This window comes from Polynucleobacter sp. MWH-P3-07-1, from assembly GCF_018687555.1.
Lineage (GTDB): Bacteria > Pseudomonadota > Gammaproteobacteria > Burkholderiales > Burkholderiaceae > Polynucleobacter.
Genome location: NZ_CP061296.1, coordinates 424,726 through 445,642, shown reverse-complemented (window position 1 = coordinate 445,642; position 20,917 = coordinate 424,726). Strand labels below are relative to the sequence as shown.

The 20,917-nt window shown below is 48.0% G+C and carries 20 protein-coding genes, 1 tRNA gene, 1 other RNA gene and 2 pseudogenes; 15 read left to right on the top strand and 9 right to left on the bottom strand.

The genetic code is table 11. The annotated features are described in order from the left end of the window. The first annotated feature begins 42 nt into the window (after positions 1-42). The 4 genes and pseudogenes from ICU98_RS02435 to ICU98_RS02420 all read left to right on the top strand — a co-directional run bounded on the left by ICU98_RS02435 (position 43) and on the right by ICU98_RS02420 (position 1,651). The gene (locus ICU98_RS02435; protein WP_215352579.1) at positions 43-315 is read left to right on the top strand and encodes a hypothetical protein; all 273 of its coding nucleotides are present in this window, start codon (positions 43-45) and stop codon (positions 313-315) included. Continuing rightward, a pseudogene (locus ICU98_RS08965) lies at positions 290-511 on the top strand (cell division protein ZapA); the annotation flags it as partial. The gene ICU98_RS02435 and the pseudogene ICU98_RS08965, both read left to right, overlap by 26 nt. 99 nt (positions 512-610) lie before the next feature. Beyond that, a non-coding RNA gene (ssrS, locus tag ICU98_RS02425) (6S RNA) lies at positions 611-829 on the top strand. A gap of 3 nt (positions 830-832) precedes the next feature. Continuing rightward, entirely contained in the window at positions 833-1,651 is an 819-nt protein-coding gene (locus ICU98_RS02420; protein WP_215335289.1) for a sulfite exporter TauE/SafE family protein, read from the top strand. Positions 1,652-1,659: 8 nt separating this feature from the next. On the opposite strand, the gene ICU98_RS02415 is transcribed toward ICU98_RS02420, so the two are convergent. From ICU98_RS02415 to ICU98_RS02380, 8 genes are all read right to left on the bottom strand, one after another. Continuing rightward, a complete protein-coding gene (locus ICU98_RS02415) occupies positions 1,660-3,186 on the bottom strand; it encodes a malonyl-CoA synthase (RefSeq protein ID WP_371818433.1) in 1,527 nt (508 codons plus the stop codon). Positions 3,187-3,214: 28 nt separating this feature from the next. Beyond that, a complete protein-coding gene (locus tag ICU98_RS02410) occupies positions 3,215-4,573 on the bottom strand; it encodes a TRAP transporter large permease (protein WP_215352577.1) in 1,359 nt (452 codons plus the stop codon). A gap of 2 nt (positions 4,574-4,575) precedes the next feature. After that, positions 4,576-5,094, bottom strand: a complete 519-nt coding sequence (locus tag ICU98_RS02405; protein WP_251365371.1) for a TRAP transporter small permease — start codon at positions 5,092-5,094, stop codon at positions 4,576-4,578. Continuing rightward, positions 5,094-6,131, bottom strand: coding sequence for a TRAP transporter substrate-binding protein DctP (dctP, locus tag ICU98_RS02400; protein WP_215352575.1), 1,038 nt, complete (start codon positions 6,129-6,131; stop codon positions 5,094-5,096). The genes ICU98_RS02405 and dctP overlap by 1 nt, the downstream gene beginning before the upstream one ends. Positions 6,132-6,297: 166 nt before the next feature. Beyond that, positions 6,298-7,602 (bottom strand): malonyl-CoA decarboxylase, encoded by a 1,305-nt coding sequence (locus ICU98_RS02395; protein WP_215352574.1) that lies wholly within the window; start codon positions 7,600-7,602, stop codon positions 6,298-6,300. 103 nt (positions 7,603-7,705) lie between these two features. After that, positions 7,706-8,497, bottom strand: coding sequence for a prolipoprotein diacylglyceryl transferase (gene lgt, locus ICU98_RS02390; RefSeq protein ID WP_215352573.1), 792 nt, complete (start codon positions 8,495-8,497; stop codon positions 7,706-7,708). 8 nt (positions 8,498-8,505) lie between these two features. After that, positions 8,506-8,982, bottom strand: a complete 477-nt coding sequence (locus tag ICU98_RS02385; protein ID WP_215352572.1) for a DNA polymerase III subunit chi — start codon at positions 8,980-8,982, stop codon at positions 8,506-8,508. A gap of 22 nt (positions 8,983-9,004) precedes the next feature. After that, positions 9,005-10,576 (bottom strand): leucyl aminopeptidase, encoded by a 1,572-nt coding sequence (locus ICU98_RS02380; protein WP_371818443.1) that lies wholly within the window; start codon positions 10,574-10,576, stop codon positions 9,005-9,007. Between the two features lie 129 nt (positions 10,577-10,705). On the opposite strand from ICU98_RS02380, the gene lptF reads away from it, so the two are divergent. The 3 genes from lptF (at position 10,706) to ICU98_RS02365 (ending at position 13,977) form a co-directional block, all read left to right on the top strand. Continuing rightward, on the top strand, positions 10,706-11,821 hold the full coding sequence (gene lptF / locus ICU98_RS02375) for an LPS export ABC transporter permease LptF (RefSeq protein WP_215352570.1): 1,116 nt from the start codon (positions 10,706-10,708) through the stop codon (positions 11,819-11,821). Next, a complete protein-coding gene (gene lptG, locus ICU98_RS02370; RefSeq protein WP_215352569.1) occupies positions 11,818-12,972 on the top strand; it encodes an LPS export ABC transporter permease LptG in 1,155 nt (384 codons plus the stop codon). The genes lptF and lptG overlap by 4 nt, the downstream gene beginning before the upstream one ends. Positions 12,973-13,035: 63 nt before the next feature. Next, positions 13,036-13,977 (top strand): CysB family HTH-type transcriptional regulator, encoded by a 942-nt coding sequence (locus ICU98_RS02365; RefSeq protein ID WP_215352567.1) that lies wholly within the window; start codon positions 13,036-13,038, stop codon positions 13,975-13,977. Between the two features lie 9 nt (positions 13,978-13,986). Here the strand turns inward: ICU98_RS02365 and ICU98_RS02360 are convergent. Beyond that, positions 13,987-14,071 (bottom strand) — tRNA-Leu (locus ICU98_RS02360). Between the two features lie 169 nt (positions 14,072-14,240). Here ICU98_RS02360 and ICU98_RS02355 point away from each other — a divergent pair. The 8 genes and pseudogenes from ICU98_RS02355 to rng all read left to right on the top strand — a co-directional run bounded on the left by ICU98_RS02355 (position 14,241) and on the right by rng (position 20,914). Beyond that, entirely contained in the window at positions 14,241-14,960 is a 720-nt protein-coding gene (locus ICU98_RS02355; protein ID WP_215335269.1) for a YebC/PmpR family DNA-binding transcriptional regulator, read from the top strand. Positions 14,961-14,972: 12 nt separating this feature from the next. Beyond that, positions 14,973-16,250, top strand: coding sequence for a phosphoribosylamine--glycine ligase (purD, locus tag ICU98_RS02350; RefSeq protein ID WP_215352564.1), 1,278 nt, complete (start codon positions 14,973-14,975; stop codon positions 16,248-16,250). A gap of 36 nt (positions 16,251-16,286) precedes the next feature. After that, positions 16,287-17,198, top strand: coding sequence for an oxygen-dependent coproporphyrinogen oxidase (gene hemF, locus ICU98_RS02345; protein ID WP_215353051.1), 912 nt, complete (start codon positions 16,287-16,289; stop codon positions 17,196-17,198). Then, positions 17,199-17,888: a nicotinate (nicotinamide) nucleotide adenylyltransferase gene (gene nadD / locus ICU98_RS02340; RefSeq protein ID WP_215352562.1), complete on the top strand. Its 690-nt coding sequence runs from the start codon at positions 17,199-17,201 to the stop codon at positions 17,886-17,888. A 35-nt stretch (positions 17,889-17,923) separates the two neighbouring features. Beyond that, positions 17,924-18,313, top strand: a pseudogene (gene rsfS, locus ICU98_RS02335) (ribosome silencing factor); the annotation flags it as partial. A gap of 26 nt (positions 18,314-18,339) precedes the next feature. Then, positions 18,340-18,783: a 23S rRNA (pseudouridine(1915)-N(3))-methyltransferase RlmH gene (gene rlmH, locus ICU98_RS02330; protein ID WP_215335261.1), complete on the top strand. Its 444-nt coding sequence runs from the start codon at positions 18,340-18,342 to the stop codon at positions 18,781-18,783. A 33-nt stretch (positions 18,784-18,816) separates the two neighbouring features. Next, the gene (locus ICU98_RS02325; RefSeq protein WP_215352560.1) at positions 18,817-19,458 is read left to right on the top strand and encodes a nucleoside triphosphate pyrophosphatase; all 642 of its coding nucleotides are present in this window, start codon (positions 18,817-18,819) and stop codon (positions 19,456-19,458) included. Then, positions 19,451-20,914 (top strand): ribonuclease G, encoded by a 1,464-nt coding sequence (rng, locus tag ICU98_RS02320; RefSeq protein WP_215352558.1) that lies wholly within the window; start codon positions 19,451-19,453, stop codon positions 20,912-20,914. Before ICU98_RS02325 ends, rng begins: the two co-directional genes overlap by 8 nt. Positions 20,915-20,917: the final 3 nt, after the last annotated feature.

Below are 20,917 nucleotides of genomic sequence, written 5' to 3'. Positions count from 1 at the left end.
AGGGGAATTCACACTTCTGTCTCAAAAAGCTACAATGGCAATATGAGTGATCAACTCCCCTCCTCTTCTGACGATCTGGGCTCCTTACAAGCCTCGATTCAGCGACTTACTGAAAAGCTTGCCCTAGTAGCAACCGCCGTCCAAAAACTGGCGGCAGACCGAGTTCAGCTGGAAGAGAAGATTGAGGATGCGCAAAAACGAATTCAACACATCTTAAGTAGACTACCTGAGCAAACTGACGGGCGTCAAATGAATTTACTTGGTGAGAGCAACGCCCCAGAACCCGAGGATGGTAATGAGCCAACAACGCATTGAAGTCACGATTGCCGGTCAAAAGATTGCGCTTGCAACTAGCGCTGAGCATGAGCCCCTACTGCGCGCTGCCTGCACCCTCGTTGACGAACAAATTCAGTTAGCGATTAATGGTGGCAATCGCAGTATTGAGCGCGCCAGCATGATGGCAGCTCTCAAAATTGCTGGTGACTTCATTAAGCTACAAAACGAACAGCAAAATACGGCTGCGCCAAGCAGTCTTCAATCGGAAGATGTATCCCGCCTCCAAGCAGAAATTCATGCTTTAGAGAGTCAGGTTGATGCACTGATGCAAACCCTTTCCCTGCCTGGTTCGCCAAGGCCAATAGTTCCTTGAACCGATGCGCAAGCATCCGGAACGATCTTTACCTTGTGGGCGTGAGCGTTTTGATACTTCACAGTGGCAGCCTCGCGCTGTTCACTCCCTGAGGAGCTTAATGCACCCGAAGCAGAGTAGCCGTTCCACCTTGAACCCTAGGGTTCAGGATGACGGCCTAGCGGCTAAGGCGGGGAATCCTCTATGTTCATAAACGATATTGCCATGCTGCTTCTATGTGGAAGCATCTCTGGATTTCTAGCTGGACTTCTGGGCATTGGTGGCGGGATGATCTTGGTGCCCTTCATGATTTTGGTATTCAATCACTTGGGGTTTCCACAGGATTTAGTTGTGCATATGGCGATTGCTAGTGGCATGGCCACCATTTTGTTCACCACTTCATCGGCGATTTGGGCTCACCATAAGCATGGTTCGGTGAACTGGAAATTGATTGGGTTGCTTAGCCCAGGCATGGTATTTGGTGCCCTGATTGGCGGAAGTAAATTATTTGAAGCACTCAAGACCTCATGGCTTTCCTTATTCTTTGGCTGCTTTATTGTTTATAGCGCCATACAAATGCTGCGCAACAAACAACCCAAACCGGGTCGCGAGCTGCCTGGCACGGCGGGATTATTTTCATTTGGTACTTTTGTGGGCGCCCTTGCGAGCCTAGTGGGCGCCGGCGGTGCTTTTGTAACAGTGCCATTTATGATCTGGTGCAACGTCAAACCCCACACCGCTATGGCCACCTCTTCTGGGTTGGGCTTACCGGTAGCACTATCGGCAACCTTGGGCTATATGTATGGCAGTTGGGGTATCCCCAATCTACCAGCAGGCTCAATCGGATATGTTTATACACCTGCAGTCGCCTGCATTGTGATTGTGAGTGTTTTTACAGCACCTTGGGGCGCAAAGATGGCACGCAAACTCAACGTTGCGCAACTCAAACGGATCTTTGGATTTATTTTGCTCTTGCTTGCGGCCTTCATGTTTAATGAAAGCCGCAAGGCATTTGGTTTCTAAGAGCTCAATTACTTCTGGGTGTACTGCTCACGCAGAACGTTTTTCTGAACTTTACCCATCGCATTGCGAGGTAAATCAGAAACAATCTCTAAGCGTTTTGGTACTTTGAAATTGGCAATCTGCGTCTTCAAGGTGTTGATCATGGCCTGGGCATCCAATTTAGCGCCAGCTTTGGCTACTACTACTGCCATTACCGCCTCCCCAAAATCCGGATGAGGGATGCCGATCACTGCGCTCTCGTCAACGCCATCCATATCATCAATGAAGCTCTCGATTTCTTTAGGATAGACGTTATAGCCACCTGAAATAATCAAATCCTTACTACGGCCAACAATACAGAGATAATTATCAGGAGCATTGCCCCCATTAGCGGGTCCACCCCAGCGACCTACGTCACCAGTCTTGAACCAGCCATCCTTGGTGAACTCTTCCGCAGTCTTCTCAGGCATACGCCAGTAGCCAGCAAAAATATTCGGGCCTTTTACCTGAATGCTACCAATTTCATTAACAGCACATGGCTTATTGTTTTCATTAACAACGCGGACTTTGACGCCAGGCAAAGGTAATCCGACAGAACCGCCCACGCGTTTACCCTTGTAGGGGTTGGAGACCAACATCACGGTCTCGCTCATGCCATAACGCTCCAGAATCGGCTGACCAATCACCTCATGAAAGCTGTTAAATGTCTCAGTTAGCAAAGGTGCTGAACCTGAAACAAATAAACGCATATTACGAGCAACGTGTTTATTAAAACCCTTGTCTGCCAATAAGCGTACGTAGAAAGTAGGCACGCCCATCATGACTGTTGCCTGTGGCATGTGATGAATCAATTGCAAAACATCCAGACGGGGCAACCAAATCATTTTGCTACCGTTGATCAATGCACCATGGGCTGCCACAAATAAACCATGGACATGGAAAATGGGTAGAGCATGCAAGAGGACATCCCCTTTTTGCCAGTCCCAAAACTTTTGTAACACTGCAGCGTTACTGCCCAAGTTCTGATGGGTCAGCATGGCGCCCTTACTGCGACCAGTGGTACCAGAGGTATACAAAATCGCCGCCAAATCATCATCCTTAGCAGCAACTGTTTTGAATTGATCGCTTTGTACAGCAGCTCTTTCGAGCAAAGTACCGGTCCGGTTGTCATCCAGAGTTAAGACATGCTTGGTACCCGCTTTGAAAGCCACCTTGGATACCCAGGCGAAATTCTTACTACTACAAACCACCAATGCAGGCTCTGCATTCTCAATAAAGTACTGCATCTCAGCAGCCTGGTAAGCCGTGTTTAGCGGCAGATAAACATAACCCGCACGAATCGTTGCCAAATACAGAAATAGTGCTTCAGGAGATTTTTCAACCTGCACTGCAATCCTAGAACCTTTAGGGAGCTTGAGGTTCTTCAAGAGATTGGCCATCATGGCGGTAGAACGCTCTAGGTCACCCCAGGAGTAATAGAGGCCATCGTGCGTTTCAATCGCGCAGGCTTTTTTATCTTTCGGAAAGCCTTTTTCTAACAACGAATACAAATTCATGAAAATTCCTTGAGGATTTAAATCGAGATTAAGACAGTGGTGGTCCCATTACCCAATCAGAGAGACCGGTAGCAATTTCTGGGAAGAAGCACAGAAGTACTACAGAAAAAATCATGATGGCTACAAAAGGCATCACACCATAAATAATCTCTCGCAGAGTAATGTCAGGCGCAATATTTTTGATCACAAAAATATTCAGGCCTACAGGCGGATGAATCAAGCCAGTCTCCATCACGATAGTCATCACCACACCAAACCAAATGAGGTCAAATCCAGCCGCACGCAATGGTGGCAAGAAAATGGGTGAGGTCATCAAAATAATTGAAACAGGTGGCAAGAAGAAACCGAGCACAATCACCATTAACAAAATCGCGGCCAAGAGCAACCAGCGGGAGGTGTGCAGATCCACAATTGCTTGCGCTGCAGACTGACTCAGATGCAAATAACTCATCACGTTAGCAAAGAGCAAAGACATGCCAATAATGAACATCAACATGGCGGATTCGCGAATAGTGACATCCAGCAATGGATATAAGTCTTTAAAACGCCACATCCCATAAATCAAGGCAATCAACACAAAAGCAAACACGGCACCCAGACCCGCAGTCTCAGCAGGAGTCGCATAACCACCATACAAAGCCACCATCACGCCAATCAAGAGCACCAAGAACGGCAGAACGCGTGGTAAGGCGCTGATCTTTTGCTGCATGGTGTAAGTGTGACGATCCAGGATCGGTGAAGTCGCAGCAGGGTTGAGGCTGTACGCCTCATACGCTCTTGCGTATTCCTTACGGAAACGCATGATGGTGTAAATCGAAAAGAAGATGACCAACATCACGCCGGGGCCGATCGCGGCTAGGAACAAGCGACCAAGCGACTGTTCGGATGCCACCGAATACAAAATCATCGTGATCGATGGTGGCAACAAAATACCCAAGGTACCACCTGCCGCAATAATGCCTGCAGCAAAGCCAGGTGAGTAACCACGCTTACGCATTTCTGGAATACCGGCACTACCGATCGCTGAGCAAGTTGCAGGACTAGAACCCGCCATCGCAGCAAATAAGGCACAAGCAAAGACGTTAGCAACACCTAAACCACCTGGGACCTTACCCATCCAAACATGCAATGCGTCGTATAAATCCTTACCAGCCCGAGAGCGTCCAATTGCCGCGCCCTTCAAAATGAAGAGCGGAATCGACATTAAGGTAATACTGGACATTTCTTCATAGACGTTTTGTGCCACCGTATCTAAAGAAGATGCAGGCATGAAAAAATACATAAAGATGATCGCAACGATTCCCAAAGCAAAAGCAATAGAAATGCCCGAGAACATAATTAATAGAGTGACCAGGCCGAAGATCAAACCGATTGTCAGAATAGACATATTTAGTGACCTCTACTTAGAACATCAGTAGCCACATGCTTCCTGACAAAGATTTGTAAAAATAGTTGGATGCTGAGTAGTACCATGCCGGCAAACATCATTGAGTAAGGGATCCACAGAGAAGGCGCCCAAGTGGAGTTGGTAACTTGACCATCTACCCAAGCTTCAACCAGTAAATCCCAAGTCTTCATTGAGAAGAAGACGAAAAATAAGCAGGAAATGATATCAATTACTGTTGCGCGAACCTGATTCACTTTATGGGGTAAAAGACCCTCAATCGCAGAGATCCCAATATGGCCACGCTTTTCTTGCACGTAGGAGCTACACATAAATGTGACCCCTACTAGACAAAAAAGAGCAGCTTCATCTTGCCAATCATTCGCTGCGTGAAAGAGACCCCGAGAGATGACGCTGTAACTCAGAATCAGAGCGGCCGCCATTAAGGCAATTGACCCCAACAGGACTAGGCATTTATTGAGGGCTGACATGCCTTTGTCAGCCATTTCGAGGAGCTTAAACATTATCCGCTGATTTTTGCTGCAGAGGCCATCATAGCCGCACAGGTTTCATTACGCTCAGAGAATTCTTTCCAGGCTGAAGACTTGGCAACGGCTTTCCATTTCTCCACCACCGAATTATCGAGCTCAAATACTTTATTACCCGCCTTTGCAAAAGCAATCGAAGCGTCAATATCGTCTAGCTTGGCTTGCTCAGTACCAAACTTTTCCATATCCGCTCCAACCGACATGATGATTTCACGCTGGTTTGCCGGTAATGCATCAAAGACCATTTTGGACATCATGAGTGGCTCCAACATATACCAATAGGACTTGTTCTTGGCGCTCGTAAAGTTCTTGGACAACTCAGCTAACTTAAATGACATCAAACTGGCAGAGGAGGTGTAGGCTGCATCCAGTGAACCGGTTTGCATGGCTTGATAGACTTCATTCGAAGGAATTGAGGTCATCACAGAGCCACCGGCCGCCTTGAGCATCGCATCAAACTCGCGACTACCGCCGCGGCACTTCACGCCTTTGATATCGTCAGGAACAATGATGGGGCCTGAGCGGGTTGCAACGCCACCTGCTTGCCAGACCCAACTCACGATGATGACGCCCTTAGACTCCATCACCTTGTTCAAAATCTTGCCGACTTCGGCATTCTTCCATTTGGCGCCCTGCTCGTAGCTGGTCACAAGACCAGGCATTAAGCCAATATTGGCTTCGACTACCTCTCCACCAGCATAAGGAAGGGGATAGAAAGTGAAATCTAATGCGCCTTTACGCAGAGCACTAAATTGCGCATTGGTTTTCATCAAAGATGATTGAGGGTACACATCAAACTTCAGCGCGCCCTTCGTTCTCTTGCTCACCTCATCAGCAAACTTTTTACAGAGACGATCACGGAAATCCGTGCCACTCGGAAATTGATGGGAAATTTTCAGGGTCTGTGACGCACCTTGAGCCCAAGTTGGCAAGTTATATCCTGCCAAAGAAGCTCCAGCAGCACCTAAAAGAATCTGGCGGCGTAACTGACTAATTTCTTTTGAATCTGTCATCTTGTTCTCCTATGGGTCTTTGCTAATAGCAGCCCTGTTTTTTATCAAATAATGAAACGTGATTTGCCACTTTTAATAATTCTGTCATTCTAAACTTGATTCCAGGGATCCGATCAATTCAGACCTACTGCAGCTAAAGCAGCCCAAATCGGTCTGAAATCCCTCTTTATGCCGTCATTAACTTACCAACAGCCCTGCTATAGATCACCTCGCCATTGGCAAAGCGCTCATGATTGTCCTCAACGGAAGAAAGGTCATAAAGGTAATTGACCATGAGGCCAGCCGATTGACGCAGCCCCTTACGGGACAAATCCCCTGCCCAGTTAATTTGATGCAGCTTTGCCCCATTCCCCAAGTGAAACTTGGCTACCGGATTGCCGTCACGTCCCGTTGAAGCGAGACCCAAATAGATACTCGCCAAGGACATCAGGGCTTCATTTTCTTTCTCGGAGGCCTGATCAGGATGCCAGCCAGCACTCAGGCGCTCTGCCCAAGATTGGCTATCCAACTTCAAGGTTGCCAAAGCTTGATCACGTGTGGCTTTAATGGCTGGCTTCAAACGATCCTCTGGAACGCCTTGTCCAAGATTGGCGCCTGCCACTACCCAATCCATAAAGCCTGGAATCGGCGACAAGGTTACGAAGGTTTTTAAACCCGGGAACTCCGCATGCAATTGCTCGGCTACGCGCTTGATTAAGAAGTTACCCATCGACACCCCACGCAAACCGGGCTCACAGTTACTGATGGAATAAAAGGCAGCCACCTTAAATTGCGATACCTGATCATTGGTCTCAGCCTTCTTATCGACCAAGGGTGTAATCACTGCAGGAACTTCTGGGAGCAGAGCGACCTCAACGAAGATGAGGGGCTCGTTCGGCAGCTGTGGATGAAAGAATGCAAAACAACGACGATCAGGCTGTAAACGGCGACGCAAATCATCCCAGCCATCAATCGCATGAACCGCTTCGTGCTGAATGAGCTTCTCTAGCACCTCGGCCGGAGACTTCCAATCCACGCGATGCATCTTCAAAAATCCAGGATTAAACCAAGAAGACAACAAGTGCCGCATATCAAAATCGACTGCGGTCAATTCCGGCTTCTTATCCAACACTTGCAAGAGGTCACGACGCATTTGCACAACTGCAGCAGTGCCTTCGCTCGCACGATTTAAACGACGGAATAATTCTTGGCGTGGAGACTCAACTACGCGTTGCAAACGAATGTAGTTTCGGGCATTGGAGTCTGCAGCAAAATTTTGTGCTGCAGTCATTACCAGATCAGTATCGGGATTGAGTTTTTCGAACAGGAAAGTGAAAAAGGCAACGTGCTGATCTTTGGTGAGCTTGCGATAACTGTTCACCACATCATCGGCCATACTCAGTGCATTTGATTCGCCGCGTTCGGAAATCATTCGCTTCACCGCATTATTCGCTCGGGATAAATTACGGGCTTTGGCGATCTTTTCCAGCATGGCAGTCTCTCTAAATCGATAAATAAATGGTTAAACGCGCTTGCAACAATTCAATCCAAAAATTTGCGGCAGTCTAGGCAAAACTTTGAGGTTTTAGCAGCTTTTAGCCAACTTTTTGGGTATTTGGTCTCACTATAAGGTAAAAACCCAAAAAAATCATGGGTAGTGAGAGCCACTGCCCCATCGATAAACCCATTCCCAGCAAGCCCAAAAAGGCATCGGGTTCCCGCGCGAACTCTGCCAAGAAGCGACAGACTCCATATCCAAGCAAAAACAGGCCTGAAACTTGACCCAGTGGACGAGGCTTACTAGAAAAAATCCACAGAATGATTCCTAGCAAAAGTCCCTCACCAAACAACTGATAAATTTGCGAAGGATGGCGCGGCAGCATATCTACCTGAGGAAAGATCATGGCCCACGGCAGATCTGTCGGCCTACCCCAGAGTTCGCCATTAATAAAGTTGCCGAGTCGACCAAAGGCCAGGCCAAAGGGAACGAGTGGCGCAACTAAGTCACTCACCACAAAGAAGGTGGTTTTATGGCGATGGGCAAACCAGAGCATTGCCAGAATCACCCCCAAGAGACCGCCGTGGAAAGACATGCCGCCTTCCCATAGTTTGAGAATATTGAAAGGATGTGCGAGATAAAAGCTGGGCTGATAGAACAAGGTGTAGCCCAAACGACCACCTAAAACGACACCAAGCACCCCAGCGAACAGTAAATCCTCTAAGTCTTTGTAAGACCATCCCAAGGCTTGATATTGGGGGGAGCGAATCCGCAAACGCCCCAAGAGTAAAAATTGGACAAAGGCCATGAGATACATCAAGCCATACCAATGAATTGCAAAAGAGCCAATGCGGATGGCGGCTGGGTCAAACTGGGGGTGGATCAACATAAAAGAAATTAAGACTTGCTCTCGGGTTTAGATTGATCAAAGTTGTGCAACTCATGCCCTAGATCACGGTAGGCTTTGTAACGCTCTCGCCCAGCTAGCCGCTCTGCCTCATTGACAGTCACTAATTCCACAACACGAGGAAAGCGCTCAACCATTGCTGCAACATCCTTGGGCATGCTCATACCTAAATGAATCAAGACATCTGCATGTGGAATGTGTGCTAAAGACGGGGAAGCAAAATCTTCTGTCATCACGATCGGGGTCTCGGCAGCCGATTCATCATCGATGAAGCAATGTGGCAAGAAATCACTTGGACTAAAACTCCACAGTACAGCATCGAGTTTTTTCAAATCAGCCGCATTCGCAACCATCACAATATTGCGCACTGGCTCGCCCACTGCACTAGCACTCCAAATTTTGCGTGTTAAGCGACAAGCATAGTCAAACTTGTCATTCACGTTGAAATGAAAATCAATGCGCGCCATATCAGCTATGCTCTTACTCGGCTTATTGCTCTAAGAGGTAGTTCACTAAGAGTGGAACTGGTCGACCCGTAGAGCCTTTTGCTGCACCACTCTTCCATGCAGTGCCTGCAATATCCAAATGCGCCCATTTGTATTTCTCGGTAAAGCGCGCCAAGAAGCAGGCTGCTGTGACGCTCCCAGCGGGTCTACCGCCAATATTGGCAACATCGGCAAAATTGGATTTCAGTTGCTCTTGATACGCTGCGTCTAAAGGTAAACGCCAAACAGTATCTAAGGAGGCGTAGCCTGCTTTTGTTAAACCATCCACCAAACCTTGATCATCTGAGAAAAGTCCACTATGCACATGACCTAAGGCAATCACACATGCTCCGGTTAATGTAGCAACATCAATCACGGCCTTGGGTTTAAAGCGCTCGACGTAAGTTAAAGCATCGCACAGAATGAGGCGACCCTCTGCATCAGTATTCAAAATCTCGATCGTTTGTCCAGACATACTCTTCACGATATCGCCGGGTCTAGAGGCGCGACCGGATGGCATATTCTCGCAAGTCGGAATCACACCAATGACATTCTTACCCAGCTTCATTAAGGCGCTTGCGTAGAGCGTACCGATGACCGATGCTGCGCCACACATGTCGTACTTCATCTCATCCATCGCCTCACCAGGCTTGAGTGAAATACCGCCGGTATCAAAGGTAATCCCTTTGCCGACCAACACAATTGGCGCCTCATTTGGCTTACCACCTTGATGGCGCATGATGATGAACTGCGGTGGCGTATCAGAACCTTTTGCAACCGACAGAAAAGAACCCATTCCTAAAGCCTCTAATTGTTTCTGACCTAATACTTCTACTTTCAGAGAGGTCTTCTTGACTAGACCTTGCGCAGTTTTTGCCAAATAGGTTGGTGTACAAATATTCGGAGGCAGATTTCCTAAATCTTTTGCCAGGTTCATTCCTTCGACCATGGCACTCCCTTCTGCCACTGCCAACTTCAATTCTTTTGCAAAAGCGTTATTACTCGCTATTTTCAAATGGGCAAATGGATCCGCTTTGTCTTTAGCCTTAAATTTCATCGCGGGCTGACGAACCCCAAAACGATAGGCTTGATCGCCTGCTAATTGCATGGTCACGCGTACCTGCTCACTAAATTGATGATCTTCAACAACCAAGCTGGGCATAAACCAAATGGCATTGGTAATCGGGCCGTTACTCAGCGCCTTCAAAGCTGCTCGAGCAATCTTGGAATAGGCCAGCAAAGTATTGGCTTCTTTTGTAGCAAGCTCACCCAAACTAACCAATAAGACCCGCTTAGCCTTGATGCTCACAGGCCAAGACTTATCTGCTCGCAAGAGGCATAAAGCGCTTTGCTTATCTTCCAGATCTCCAGCCTCCTTAGCAAGCTTGATCGCGCCTCCGAGTAGACCGTCCAACTCCTTGAGCAATCCGCTTTTGGCTAAGGCGCCCCATTGCGCTTGGGAATACCCCAAAACCAAGCAATCGGTGCTTTGAGCCAATAAGGTAGTTAAGCCTGCTTTGAGCAGTTTGGGGCTGGATAAATCGGCTTGGGCAAAAATTTTGCTACTAAATTGAATGGTCATGATGTCTTACGGTGTTTTTTGGTTAGATCGTTGAGATGAATTAGGTGATTTGCCTATTATCCTCCGAGACCAAGGCGAAGGCTTTATCCTAGCGGGAATGCCATATTTACCTGAACAATCTGCATGATATTCAAACAAGCCCTTCGCCGCGAGCTCAGTTTTACAACTGGTGCGGTCTTCTTGGTGCTCGTGACGATCATGATCACCACTCTCGTGATTCGGGTTCTGGGGATGGCGGCCAATGGCAATGTCAATCCAGAAGACGTCTTGGTTCTCATTACGCTTGCGACCCTGAGCTACCTAGCCGTCTTACTGACCGTGTCTTTGTTTGTGGCAGTGCTGATTGTCTTGGTACGTTGGTATAAAGATTCAGAGATGATTGTGTGGTTCGCGAGCGGCCTTAGCATCACCAATCTGATTAAGCCCATTCTGAAATTTGCCACCCCCCTACTCATCATCATTGCCCTATTGGCACTCTTTGTTTGGCCTTGGGCCAATCGTGAGACCACCCTGATTAGCCAGCGTTTTCAGCAACGAGATGATGTTTCGATGATCGCCGCTGGGCAGTTTAAAGAATCCGCCAGAGCCCAACGAGTCTTCTTTATAGAAGAATTAGATCTCAAGAAGAGTGAAGTCAAGAACGTCTTTGTTGCTGATAACAAAAATGGTCGCTTGAGTGTGGCTGTTGCGGCAACTGGCTATATTCAGAACTCTGGGGGTGGTGAAAAATCCATCATCCTGAATAACGGTAGGCGCTACGAAGGAACTCCGACTCAGCCTGATTTTCGGATTCTGGAGTTTGATGAATACAGCACGAAGATTCGCAGCAAAGAAGCACTTGCACCCGCGCCCCGCGATCGAGAAAAAAGTGTTCTTGAGCTCATTACCGATCAAGATCCCAACAGCAAGAATGCCAATCGAGCTGAACTCTTATGGCGCATTGGCTTACCACTGATGGCTTTAGGCCTTGTACTGATTGCAATTCCACTGGCCTATGTCAATCCGCGGCTTGGTAGTTACACAGCGATGTTCTACGCAGTGCTCATCTATCTGATCTACAGCAACCTATTGAACCTGACGCAAAACTTTGTTTCCTCAGGCAAGATCAATGTGTTCATTGGAGTGTGGCCGATTCATCTTTTGGCCCTGATCATCGCCACTGCATTGATTCGCAATCGTATCAACCCTTCCCTCAAATGGTGGCAACGTCAATTACCAGCCAGCATGGTTAAGTCATGAAACTGCTTTTTCCATACATCTTCGAGCGCTATTTGGCCAAGCAAATTTATGCTGCTTTTGGCTTTATTTTGTTTGCCCTCGTTGCCCTCTTCTTATTCTTCGATATCTTGAGCGAGCTGGGCTCTGTTAATGCGCAATACACTTTGCCAATCGCGCTATTACGGATCTTGCTTAAAGCGCCAGGACGAATTTCGGAGATCATTCCGATTGCCGCTCTGATCGGCAGTATTTATGTCTTCGCCATGTTGGCCAGCCAATCCGAGTTCACTATTTTGCGTATTGCGGGTTTAGATATCCGGCGCGGCTTAATTACCTTGGCAAAAATTTCACTACCCTTAATTGTTCTGACTCTGATCATGAGTGAGTGGCTGGGCCCTTATACGGAGGCGATATCGGAGCAAGTGCGCATGAAGGCGCTGGGAGCATCCTATGGCTCTGAACTCAAAACCGGTGTTTGGATTAAAGACCGCCTCCACGATGAGGATGGTAATGGGCCAATTCGTCCTGGGGTGCGCTATGTCAATGTCGGTAACGTTGATAAAGACAATCAAGCCCATAACATTCGGATGTATGAGTTTGATCCCAACTATCGGCTGCTATCGATTCGTAGCGCTGAGTCTGGACACTTCGAGGATCGGGGCATGTGGGCCTTAGAGAATGTCACTGAAACACGCTTTAAAGAAAGCAAGCAAACAGATCCACTCAATCCTGTTTATTCAACTCAAATTCTGAGTCTTCCTCAGCTCACTTTGGAGTCAGAAGTCACCCCCCAAATTTTGGGCGTTCTCCTGATTAGCCCAGAAAAAATGTCGATCTTTAGTCTCTCGCAATTTATTTCGCATTTGCGAGAAAACAAACAAGATGCCCAACGTCATTCAATCGCATTCTGGAAAAAAGTGATTTACCCTTTCACCATTTTTGTGATGCTCGCCCTCGCTCTTCCATTTGCCTACTTAAGAGCGCGCGCAGGAAGCGTTGGCGTAAAAGTGTTCGGCGGCATTATGCTGGGTATGAGTTTTCAGTTATTTAACTCACTCTTTTCAAATGTCGGGCTATTAGGTTCTTGGCCAGCACTCTTGACCGCCCTGATTCCCCCTTTGTTATATCTCCTGCTAGCCTTTGTTGCCCTGCGCTACGTTTCTCGGGCTTAATACCCAAAAATAATTTAGAATTTGATTCCTATATCTCGGTAGATATATAAGATTGGAATCCCTATGAATCTGCACCAATTTCGTTTTGCACGAGAAGCGGTTAGACAAAATTTCAACCTCACTTCAGCGGCGAAGGCTTTATTTACCTCGCAGCCTGGGGTGTCAAAAGCCATCATTGAGCTAGAAGATGAACTTGGTGTTGAAATCTTTCGTCGCCATGGCAAAAGAATTCGCTCACTCACCGAGCCAGGCAAAAGAATCCTGCAATCGATCGAACGCATTCTCGATGAAGTAGAAACCCTGAAACGGGTCGGCAAAGAATTCGCCACTCAAGATCAAGGCAATCTCGTCATTGCGACTACCCATACGCAAGCGCGATATGCCCTACCCAAAGTCTTAAGCGAATTTACAAAACGTTTCCCGAAAGTGCGTGTGAGCATTCAGCAGGGTAACCCTGGGCAGATCGCTGAACTATTAACCCAGGACCGCGCAGATATTGCCATTGCTACCGAAGGCATTGCCAACACACCAGGCGTTCTCGCCCTACCCGGTTACCAATGGCAACACGTAGTCATGGTGCCACTCAGTCACCCCCTGTTGAATCAAGCCAGCATCACTCTCGAAGAACTCGCTAAGTACCCCATCATTACTTATGACAAAGCCTTTGCGGGCCGAAGCAAGATTGATGCTGCTTTTGCACAAAGAAGCTTAACCCCCGATATCTTGCTCGAAGCCATTGATGCCGACGTGATTAAAACTTATGTTGAGGCTGGCATGGGAGTAGGCATTGTTGCTGGGCTTGCTTACGATCCCGATAGAGATCGTAATCTCAAGGTACTTCCTGTTGGACATCTTTTTGGTAACAACGTCACCCACCTTGGCGTTAAGCAAGGCGCTTACCTGCGATCTTTCGTCTACACCTTCATTGAACTCTTCTCGCCAACCCTCACCCGCAAGATTGTGGAGCAGGCGATGTCGAGTGAGTCTGAGAACTACGAGATTTAATACTGAATGTGGTGCCTCGGGGCGGACTCGAACCGCCACGCCTTGCGGCACCGGATTTTGAGTCCGGCACGTCTACCAATTCCATCACCGAGGCAGGTGTGTGCAGTGAACTAACTCTGCAGCAAATGAACTAAGAGGTGAGAGTGTAACAAAAAAGTCATACTTGACCCCTTCTTAGCCCGATTTCATTGGCTTTTGGCTTGCCATTCCTGAATTTGCCTAAAATTAGGGCTTATAGCCAAATTCTTAAAGGACTCACCTCGATGGCCGGCCACTCAAAATGGGCCAATATTCAGCACCGCAAAGGTCGACAAGACGAAAAACGCGGCAAGATTTGGACCAAACTCATTAAAGAAATCACTGTTGCAGCCAAACTGGGTGGCGGTGATATTGCCACCAATCCCCGCTTACGCTTGGCGATTGATAAAGCCAAAGACTCCAATATGCCTAATGACAATGTGCAAAGGGCTATACAGAGAGGCACCGGCTCTTTAGAGGGCGTCAACTATGAAGAGATTCGTTACGAAGGCTACGGCATCAATGGCGCTGCAGTGATTGTGGATTGCATGACCGATAACCGCACTCGTACCGTCGCTGAAGTGCGTCACGCTTTTACCAAGCATGGTGGCAATATGGGCACAGAAGGTTCAGTGGCTTTCTTATTCAAACATTGCGGTCAAATGCTCTTCGCTCCCGGAGTGAATGAAGATCAGCTGATGGAACTTGCGCTCGATGCTGGCGCCGAAGATGTCATTACCCATGAGGATGGCTCCATCGAAGTACTTACTCCTGTGCCGGATTTTTCCAAAGTACAGGATGCGATTGCAAAGGCAGGCCTGAAGGCGGAGTTAGCCACAATTGCGATGCGTCCTGAAACTGAAATTGCCCTCGAGGGAGAGCAAGCGGAGAGCATGCAAAAACTGCTTGATGTTTTAGAGAACCTCGATGATGTTCAAGAAGTCTTTACTAACGCTGCCTTTTAATCTTTCTCACATATGAAAATTTTGCTTATTGGATCTGGTGGACGCGAACATGCGCTAGCTTGGAAACTCGCCCAATCCCCACAAGTGCAAACCGTCTTTGTGGCTCCAGGTAATGGTGGCACTGCAACAGCCAAACAAACTACTGCCGGAATTGAGAACCTACCGATCTCAGGTTTGCAGGAACTGGCGGATTTTGCTAAGCGCGAACAGATTGGTTTAACGGTTGTTGGTCCAGAAGCCCCTTTAGCAGCTGGAGTGGTTGATGTCTTTAGACAGAATGGTTTACGCATCTTTGGGCCAACTCAACTGGCCGCTCAACTAGAGTCCTCTAAAGATTTCTCGAAGGCGTTTATGAAACGCCACGGCATTCCGACTGCAGATTATCAAACCTTCAGTAGCGCACTAGAAGCGCATGCCTATATTGATGCCAAGGGGGCACCCATTGTCATCAAGGCTGATGGTCTGGCCGCTGGTAAGGGTGTGGTCGTTGCCATGGACCTTGCTGAAGCACATGCTGCAGTAGACATGATGCTCGCCGATAACAAACTCGGTAATGCTGGTGCCCGCGTTGTGATTGAGGAATTTCTGACTGGCGAAGAAGCCAGCTTCATTGTGTTGGTTGACGGTAAGAATGTGTTGGCATTGGCTACTAGCCAAGATCACAAGCGCTTATTGGATGGGGATCAAGGACCGAACACTGGCGGTATGGGTGCTTACTCTCCCGCCCCAGTTGTTACCCCAGAAATCCATGCGCGGGCTTTGCGTGAAGTCATCATGCCTACCGTCAAAGGAATGCAAGCCGACGGAATTCCCTACACTGGATTTCTATACGCAGGCCTCATGATTACGCCCGATGGCAAGATCAAGACTCTAGAATTCAATTGCCGCATGGGTGACCCTGAAACCCAACCCATTATGGCGCGTTTACGCAGTGATCTGGTGCACACCTTAAATCAAGCGGTAGATGGCAAACTCAATGAAGTAGAGCTCGAGTGGGATCGTCGTACTGCATTAGGTGTTGTCCTCGCCGCCCATAACTACCCCGATACTCCCCGCAATGGGGATGTCATCAAAGGTATCCCAGAGGATAGTGATGATCAGGTGACTTTTCATGCGGGCACTAAATTACAGGATGGCAAATTAGTCACCTCAGGCGGCCGCGTTCTTTGTGTTGTTGGACTCGCCGATACGGTGCGTGGCGCTCAGCAAAAAGCCTATGCAGCAATCGATCAGATTCATTTTGATGGCATGCAATATCGCAAAGATATTGGCTATCGTGCAATCAAATAAACAGAAAGCGAACGCTTGAGCATTACTCAAACCCAAATGGATACTGAGGCCCTCAAAAGGTATTTTTTAGGGCTGCAAGATCGCATTACCAAGACCTTTGGTGAGCTTGATGGCAAAGCCTTCATTACCGATGAATGGCAAAAACCTGCCGATAGCAAGCTTCAGGGTTACGGGCGAACATGCATCCTCGCAGGAGGCCATATCCTAGAAAAAGGTGGAGTTGGCTTTTCTCATGTGCATGGCAAGCAAATGCCGCCCTCAGCAACCCATCACCGCCCTGAATTGGCCGGACGAGAATTTGAAGCCATGGGGCTTTCTTTGGTATTTCATCCTCACAATCCTCATGCACCAACTACCCATATGAATGTGCGCTGCTTCATTGCGCGTGCTGAAGGCAAGGAGCCAATTTGGTGGTTTGGTGGCGGCTTTGACCTAACACCCTACTACGGCGTGGATGAGGACTGCAGACACTTTCACCAGACCGCCAAAGACGCGTTGGATCCATTTGGGCAAGCCCTCTATCCCCGTTTTAAGAAATGGTGTGATGAGTATTTTTACCTCAAGCACCGCGAAGAGCCTCGAGGGATTGGTGGCGTCTTCTTTGATGACTTTAATGAATTGCCGTTTGAGCAGAGCTTTGCCATGACGCGTGCAGTGGGTGATGCTTTCATTGAAGCCTATCTCCCTATTCTGAAGCGTCGTTATGAAACATCCTTCACGCCAGCTGAAAAAGCTTTCCAAGAATATCGTCGTGGACGCTATGTCGAGTACAACCTGATTTACGATCGCGGCACCATCTTTGGACTTCACTCGGGTGGTCGCACAGAATCTATTTTGATGTCTATGCCACCAGTCGTGCAATGGCACTACAACTGGCAACCTGAAGCAGGCTCTCCTGAGGCTGTCCTCTATGAGCGCTATCTCAAAGCCCGAGACTGGTTACTCTAAATGGGTACTTTGAAAAAGATTGGGGTACTAGGGGGCACTTTTGACCCCCCTCATCTTGGGCATTTAAAGCTCGCCACCCACTTTGCGAAATTATTTCAGCTCGATGCGCTATTGCTAATCCCCAGCGGTCATCCTTGGCAAAAAGAAAACGTCATTACCTCAGCGAGCGTCCGTTTACGTTTAACTGAAGCAGCAGCGATTGATTTGGCCCGCGCTTTTTTATATCTGCAAATCCCAACCCGAGTTGGCATCGATCAAATTGAAGTAGATCGTCCGGGCCCAAGCTATGCCATTGATACTGCCAAAGAACTGCGTCAACGCTTTGGCGCCGAAGCGAATTTGATTTGGTTAATGGGTGCCGATGCATTCACTAATTTACCAACCTGGAAGCATTGGCAAGACTTATTAAGCTTTATGAATTTTGCCGTTGCCAGTCGCCCTGAGCATTCGATTGAGACAGAGCTTACTCCTGTCTTAGCAGAGCTTTTAGCGGAGCACCAATGCCTATCTCCCGCCGAGCTCGAGAATCATCCTTGTGGCGAGATTTTTATTGATGACACACTGGCAGTAGATGTCTCCTCAACCGCCTTACGAGAGCAGCTACAGAATCCCGCAACGTATGATCTAGCCACAGCATCCATACCATCACATGCACTTGAAATCATCAGTAATCTAGGCTTGTATAAGTAATCAAGCTAAGATTGACCCATTACTAAAGAGAAACTATGGAATTACGTAAATTACAACGTGTCATTATTGATGCTCTAGAAGATGTGAAGGCGCAAGATATTCGCGTCTATGACACTGCTAAGCTGAGTGAGCTATTTGATCGCGTCATCATCGCCACTGGCTCAAGTAATCGGCAGACTCGCTCACTCGCGATGTCGGTCAAAGAAGAGGTGAACGCCAAAGGTGGAGAAGTTATCTCCATTGAGGGTTTGGAGACTGGTGAATGGGTCTTGGTCGATTGCGGCGATATTGTGGTTCATATTTTGCAGCCGATGCTGCGCTCTTACTATCAACTCGAAGGTATGTGGGGCGCAAAACCTGTGCGCGTCAAACTCGCTGCTAGCAAAGGCTTAGTGAAGGCTAGCGATGATGACGAAGAGTCTGATTAAATCGCACCCTAGTTGCAATTGATATGCGACTGACGATTGTTTCAGTAGGCCACAAAATGCCGGACTGGGTCAGCACGGCAAGCCATGATTACATCAAACGGATGCCGGCTGATTGTGCGATTGATGTCAAAGAGATTAAACCTGATCTCAGTCCTGCTAAAGAAGCTGTCAAGATCTTAGGGGCGATACCAAAGGGTTCAAAAATCATTGCATTAGATGAGCGTGGCAAAGATCAAACTACGCAACAGCTATCCAAGCAACTGGCTAGTTGGCGCCAAGATGGTTTAGACATGACTTTTTTGATTGGTGGTGCTGACGGTCTGGACCCTAGTCTCAAAGAAAGTGCTCATGCAATGTGGCGACTGTCCAGTCTCACACTCCCACATGCCATGGCCAGACTGATCTTGATTGAACAGCTATACCGCGCCTGGACCATCTTGCAAGGACACCCGTATCATCGAGAGTAATCCATTTACCTTGCACTCTTAACCCGGTCTGCCATGTTTCCTTTTATCTACCTCGCCTCTCAAAGCCCTCGTCGCCAAGAGCTACTCAAGCAAATTGGTGTTAAGTTTGAAATGCTCGCGCCCGCGCCAGGTGAAGATAGTGAAAGCATTGAAGCCAGTCGCCCTCATGAAAAAGCCCGCGACTATGTTGAGCGTGTCACTTTAGCCAAAAGTGCTGCTGCCCTGGAGCGCCATATCGAAAGAGCCCTACCTTGGGCCCCGATTTTATGTGCTGACACGACAGTGAGTCTCTCAGGCCATATTAGTGGAGAAATTCTGGGTAAGCCGTTTGATGCAGTGGATGCAGAACGCATCCTCAAACTGCTGAGTGGTCAAACCCATCAAGTCCTTACTGCGATTGCCCTGAGAATCAGCCCCACTAGCGAACCCGTCTCAACAGTCCAAATTTCTGAAGTCACCTTTACCCCATTATCTGAAGATCAAATCACCAAATACATTGCCTCTGGTGAAGCCTTTGGTAAAGCCGGTGCCTATGGGATTCAGGGACTCGGTAGCGCCTTCATTGAATCCATTACTGGAAGCTATAGCGGTATCATGGGCCTACCTCTTTTTGAAACCGCTAAGCTATTCAATCTTGCCCAAGTGACATACTCATTAAGCACTAGCCATGAATGAAGAAATCCTGATTAACATTACTCCGCAAGAAACGCGGGTTGCCCTCATTCAGCAGGGAGCAGTGCAAGAACTTCAAATCGAACGTACTCGTCAGCGCGGGATTGTCGGCAACATTTATCTCGCAAAAGTAGCCCGCGTTCTACCTGGCATGCAATCGGCTTTCATTGAAATTGGTTTAGAGCGTACTGCATTTATGCATGTAGCCGATATTCTGCAAAATCATTCTCAAACTCAGATCGAAAAACTTCTTTTTGAAGGCCAAACCCTGTTGGTGCAGGTCCTTAAAGACCCGCTGGGTACCAAAGGGGCAAGACTCACTACCCAATTAAGTATTGCAGGTCGTAACTTGGTTTATTTGCCCCCGAATAGCAATGACCCCAGCACCGAGAAATACATTGGCATCTCTCAGCGCATTGAAGAGCCGGAGGAGCGTGAGGCAATCAAAAACCGTCTTGCCGGCCTCATGCCCGCCGACGAAAAGGGTGGAATTATTGTGCGTACGAGTGCACAAGAGGCTAGCGATAGCGAGCTACAGCACGATATGCATTATCTGCGGACCACCTGGGAGAATATTCTTGAGGCCGCTAAAATCAAATCAGCGCCCTCCTTGCTCTATCAAGATCTTAGTCTCGCAGAGCGCGTTCTCAGGGATCTGGCTGGCGAGGAGACGACCCAGATTCGGGTAGATTCGGCAGAGAATTTTGAGAAGCTCAATACGTTTGCAAGCAGCTACATGCCAAATCTCTTGGGCAAGCTAACCCTGCATCGTGGCGAGCGCGCCCTCTTTGATCTATTTGATGTCGATGCTGAAATCAATAAAGCACTTGGTCGAAGAGTAGACCTCAAATCTGGTGGCTATCTGATGATTGACCAAACAGAGTCCATGACCACCATCGATGTCAATACGGGTAGCTATGTTGGGGCTCGCAATCTCGATGACACCGTTTTTAAAACCAATCTAGAAGCAGCGCAATCGATTGCACGTCAACTACGCCTCCGCAACCTTGGCGGCATCATCATCATTGATTTCATTGACATGCTGAACAAGGAGCATCAAGAGTCTGTTTTACATGAGCTCAAACGGAATTTAGAGCGTGACCATGCTCGGACTTCGGTAAATGATTTTTCTAGTCTAGGTCTCGTAGAAATGACCCGCAAGCGTACCCGCGAATCTCTGGCTCACATTACTTGCGAGCCTTGCCCCAGTTGTTCTGGCAAAGGTGAGGTGAAGACACCCCAAACGATTTGCTATGAGATTCTGAGAGAGATTGTGCGCGAGCATCGGCAATTTAATCCCAAAGAGTTCCGTATTGTGGCTGCCCCTGATGTGATTGACCTCTTTCTTGAGGAAGAGAGCCAGTTTCTAGCTAGGCTGGGAGACTTCGTGGCTAAGCCCATCAAGCTGCAAGCCGAAGCGAGCTTCCGACAAGAGCAATACGATATTGTTCTTAGTTAACTG

What these genes read in the sequence shown, in the direction of transcription:
- ICU98_RS02395 (WP_215352574.1), bottom strand. Translation starts at nt 7,602, where the DNA reads ATGCTGGAAAAGATCGCCAAAGCCCGTAATTTATCCCGAGCGAATAAT.
- lgt (WP_215352573.1), bottom strand. Translation starts at nt 8,497, where the DNA reads ATGTTGATCCACCCCCAGTTTGACCCAGCCGCCATCCGCATTGGCTCT.
- ICU98_RS02410 (WP_215352577.1), bottom strand. Translation starts at nt 4,573, where the DNA reads ATGTCTATTCTGACAATCGGTTTGATCTTCGGCCTGGTCACTCTATTA.
- lptF (WP_215352570.1), top strand. Translation starts at nt 10,706, where the DNA reads ATGATATTCAAACAAGCCCTTCGCCGCGAGCTCAGTTTTACAACTGGT.
- purD (WP_215352564.1), top strand. Translation starts at nt 14,973, where the DNA reads ATGAAAATTTTGCTTATTGGATCTGGTGGACGCGAACATGCGCTAGCT.
- ICU98_RS02365 (WP_215352567.1), top strand. Translation starts at nt 13,036, where the DNA reads ATGAATCTGCACCAATTTCGTTTTGCACGAGAAGCGGTTAGACAAAAT.
- ICU98_RS02355 (WP_215335269.1), top strand. Translation starts at nt 14,241, where the DNA reads ATGGCCGGCCACTCAAAATGGGCCAATATTCAGCACCGCAAAGGTCGA.
- ICU98_RS02420 (WP_215335289.1), top strand. Translation starts at nt 833, where the DNA reads ATGTTCATAAACGATATTGCCATGCTGCTTCTATGTGGAAGCATCTCT.
- hemF (WP_215353051.1), top strand. Translation starts at nt 16,287, where the DNA reads ATGGATACTGAGGCCCTCAAAAGGTATTTTTTAGGGCTGCAAGATCGC.
- ICU98_RS02415 (WP_371818433.1), bottom strand. Translation starts at nt 3,186, where the DNA reads ATGAATTTGTATTCGTTGTTAGAAAAAGGCTTTCCGAAAGATAAAAAA.
- rlmH (WP_215335261.1), top strand. Translation starts at nt 18,340, where the DNA reads ATGCGACTGACGATTGTTTCAGTAGGCCACAAAATGCCGGACTGGGTC.
- nadD (WP_215352562.1), top strand. Translation starts at nt 17,199, where the DNA reads ATGGGTACTTTGAAAAAGATTGGGGTACTAGGGGGCACTTTTGACCCC.
- ICU98_RS02325 (WP_215352560.1), top strand. Translation starts at nt 18,817, where the DNA reads ATGTTTCCTTTTATCTACCTCGCCTCTCAAAGCCCTCGTCGCCAAGAG.
- dctP (WP_215352575.1), bottom strand. Translation starts at nt 6,131, where the DNA reads ATGACAGATTCAAAAGAAATTAGTCAGTTACGCCGCCAGATTCTTTTA.
- ICU98_RS02385 (WP_215352572.1), bottom strand. Translation starts at nt 8,982, where the DNA reads ATGGCGCGCATTGATTTTCATTTCAACGTGAATGACAAGTTTGACTAT.
- lptG (WP_215352569.1), top strand. Translation starts at nt 11,818, where the DNA reads ATGAAACTGCTTTTTCCATACATCTTCGAGCGCTATTTGGCCAAGCAA.
- ICU98_RS02405 (WP_251365371.1), bottom strand. Translation starts at nt 5,094, where the DNA reads ATGTTTAAGCTCCTCGAAATGGCTGACAAAGGCATGTCAGCCCTCAAT.
- rng (WP_215352558.1), top strand. Translation starts at nt 19,451, where the DNA reads ATGAATGAAGAAATCCTGATTAACATTACTCCGCAAGAAACGCGGGTT.
- ICU98_RS02435 (WP_215352579.1), top strand. Translation starts at nt 43, where the DNA reads ATGAGTGATCAACTCCCCTCCTCTTCTGACGATCTGGGCTCCTTACAA.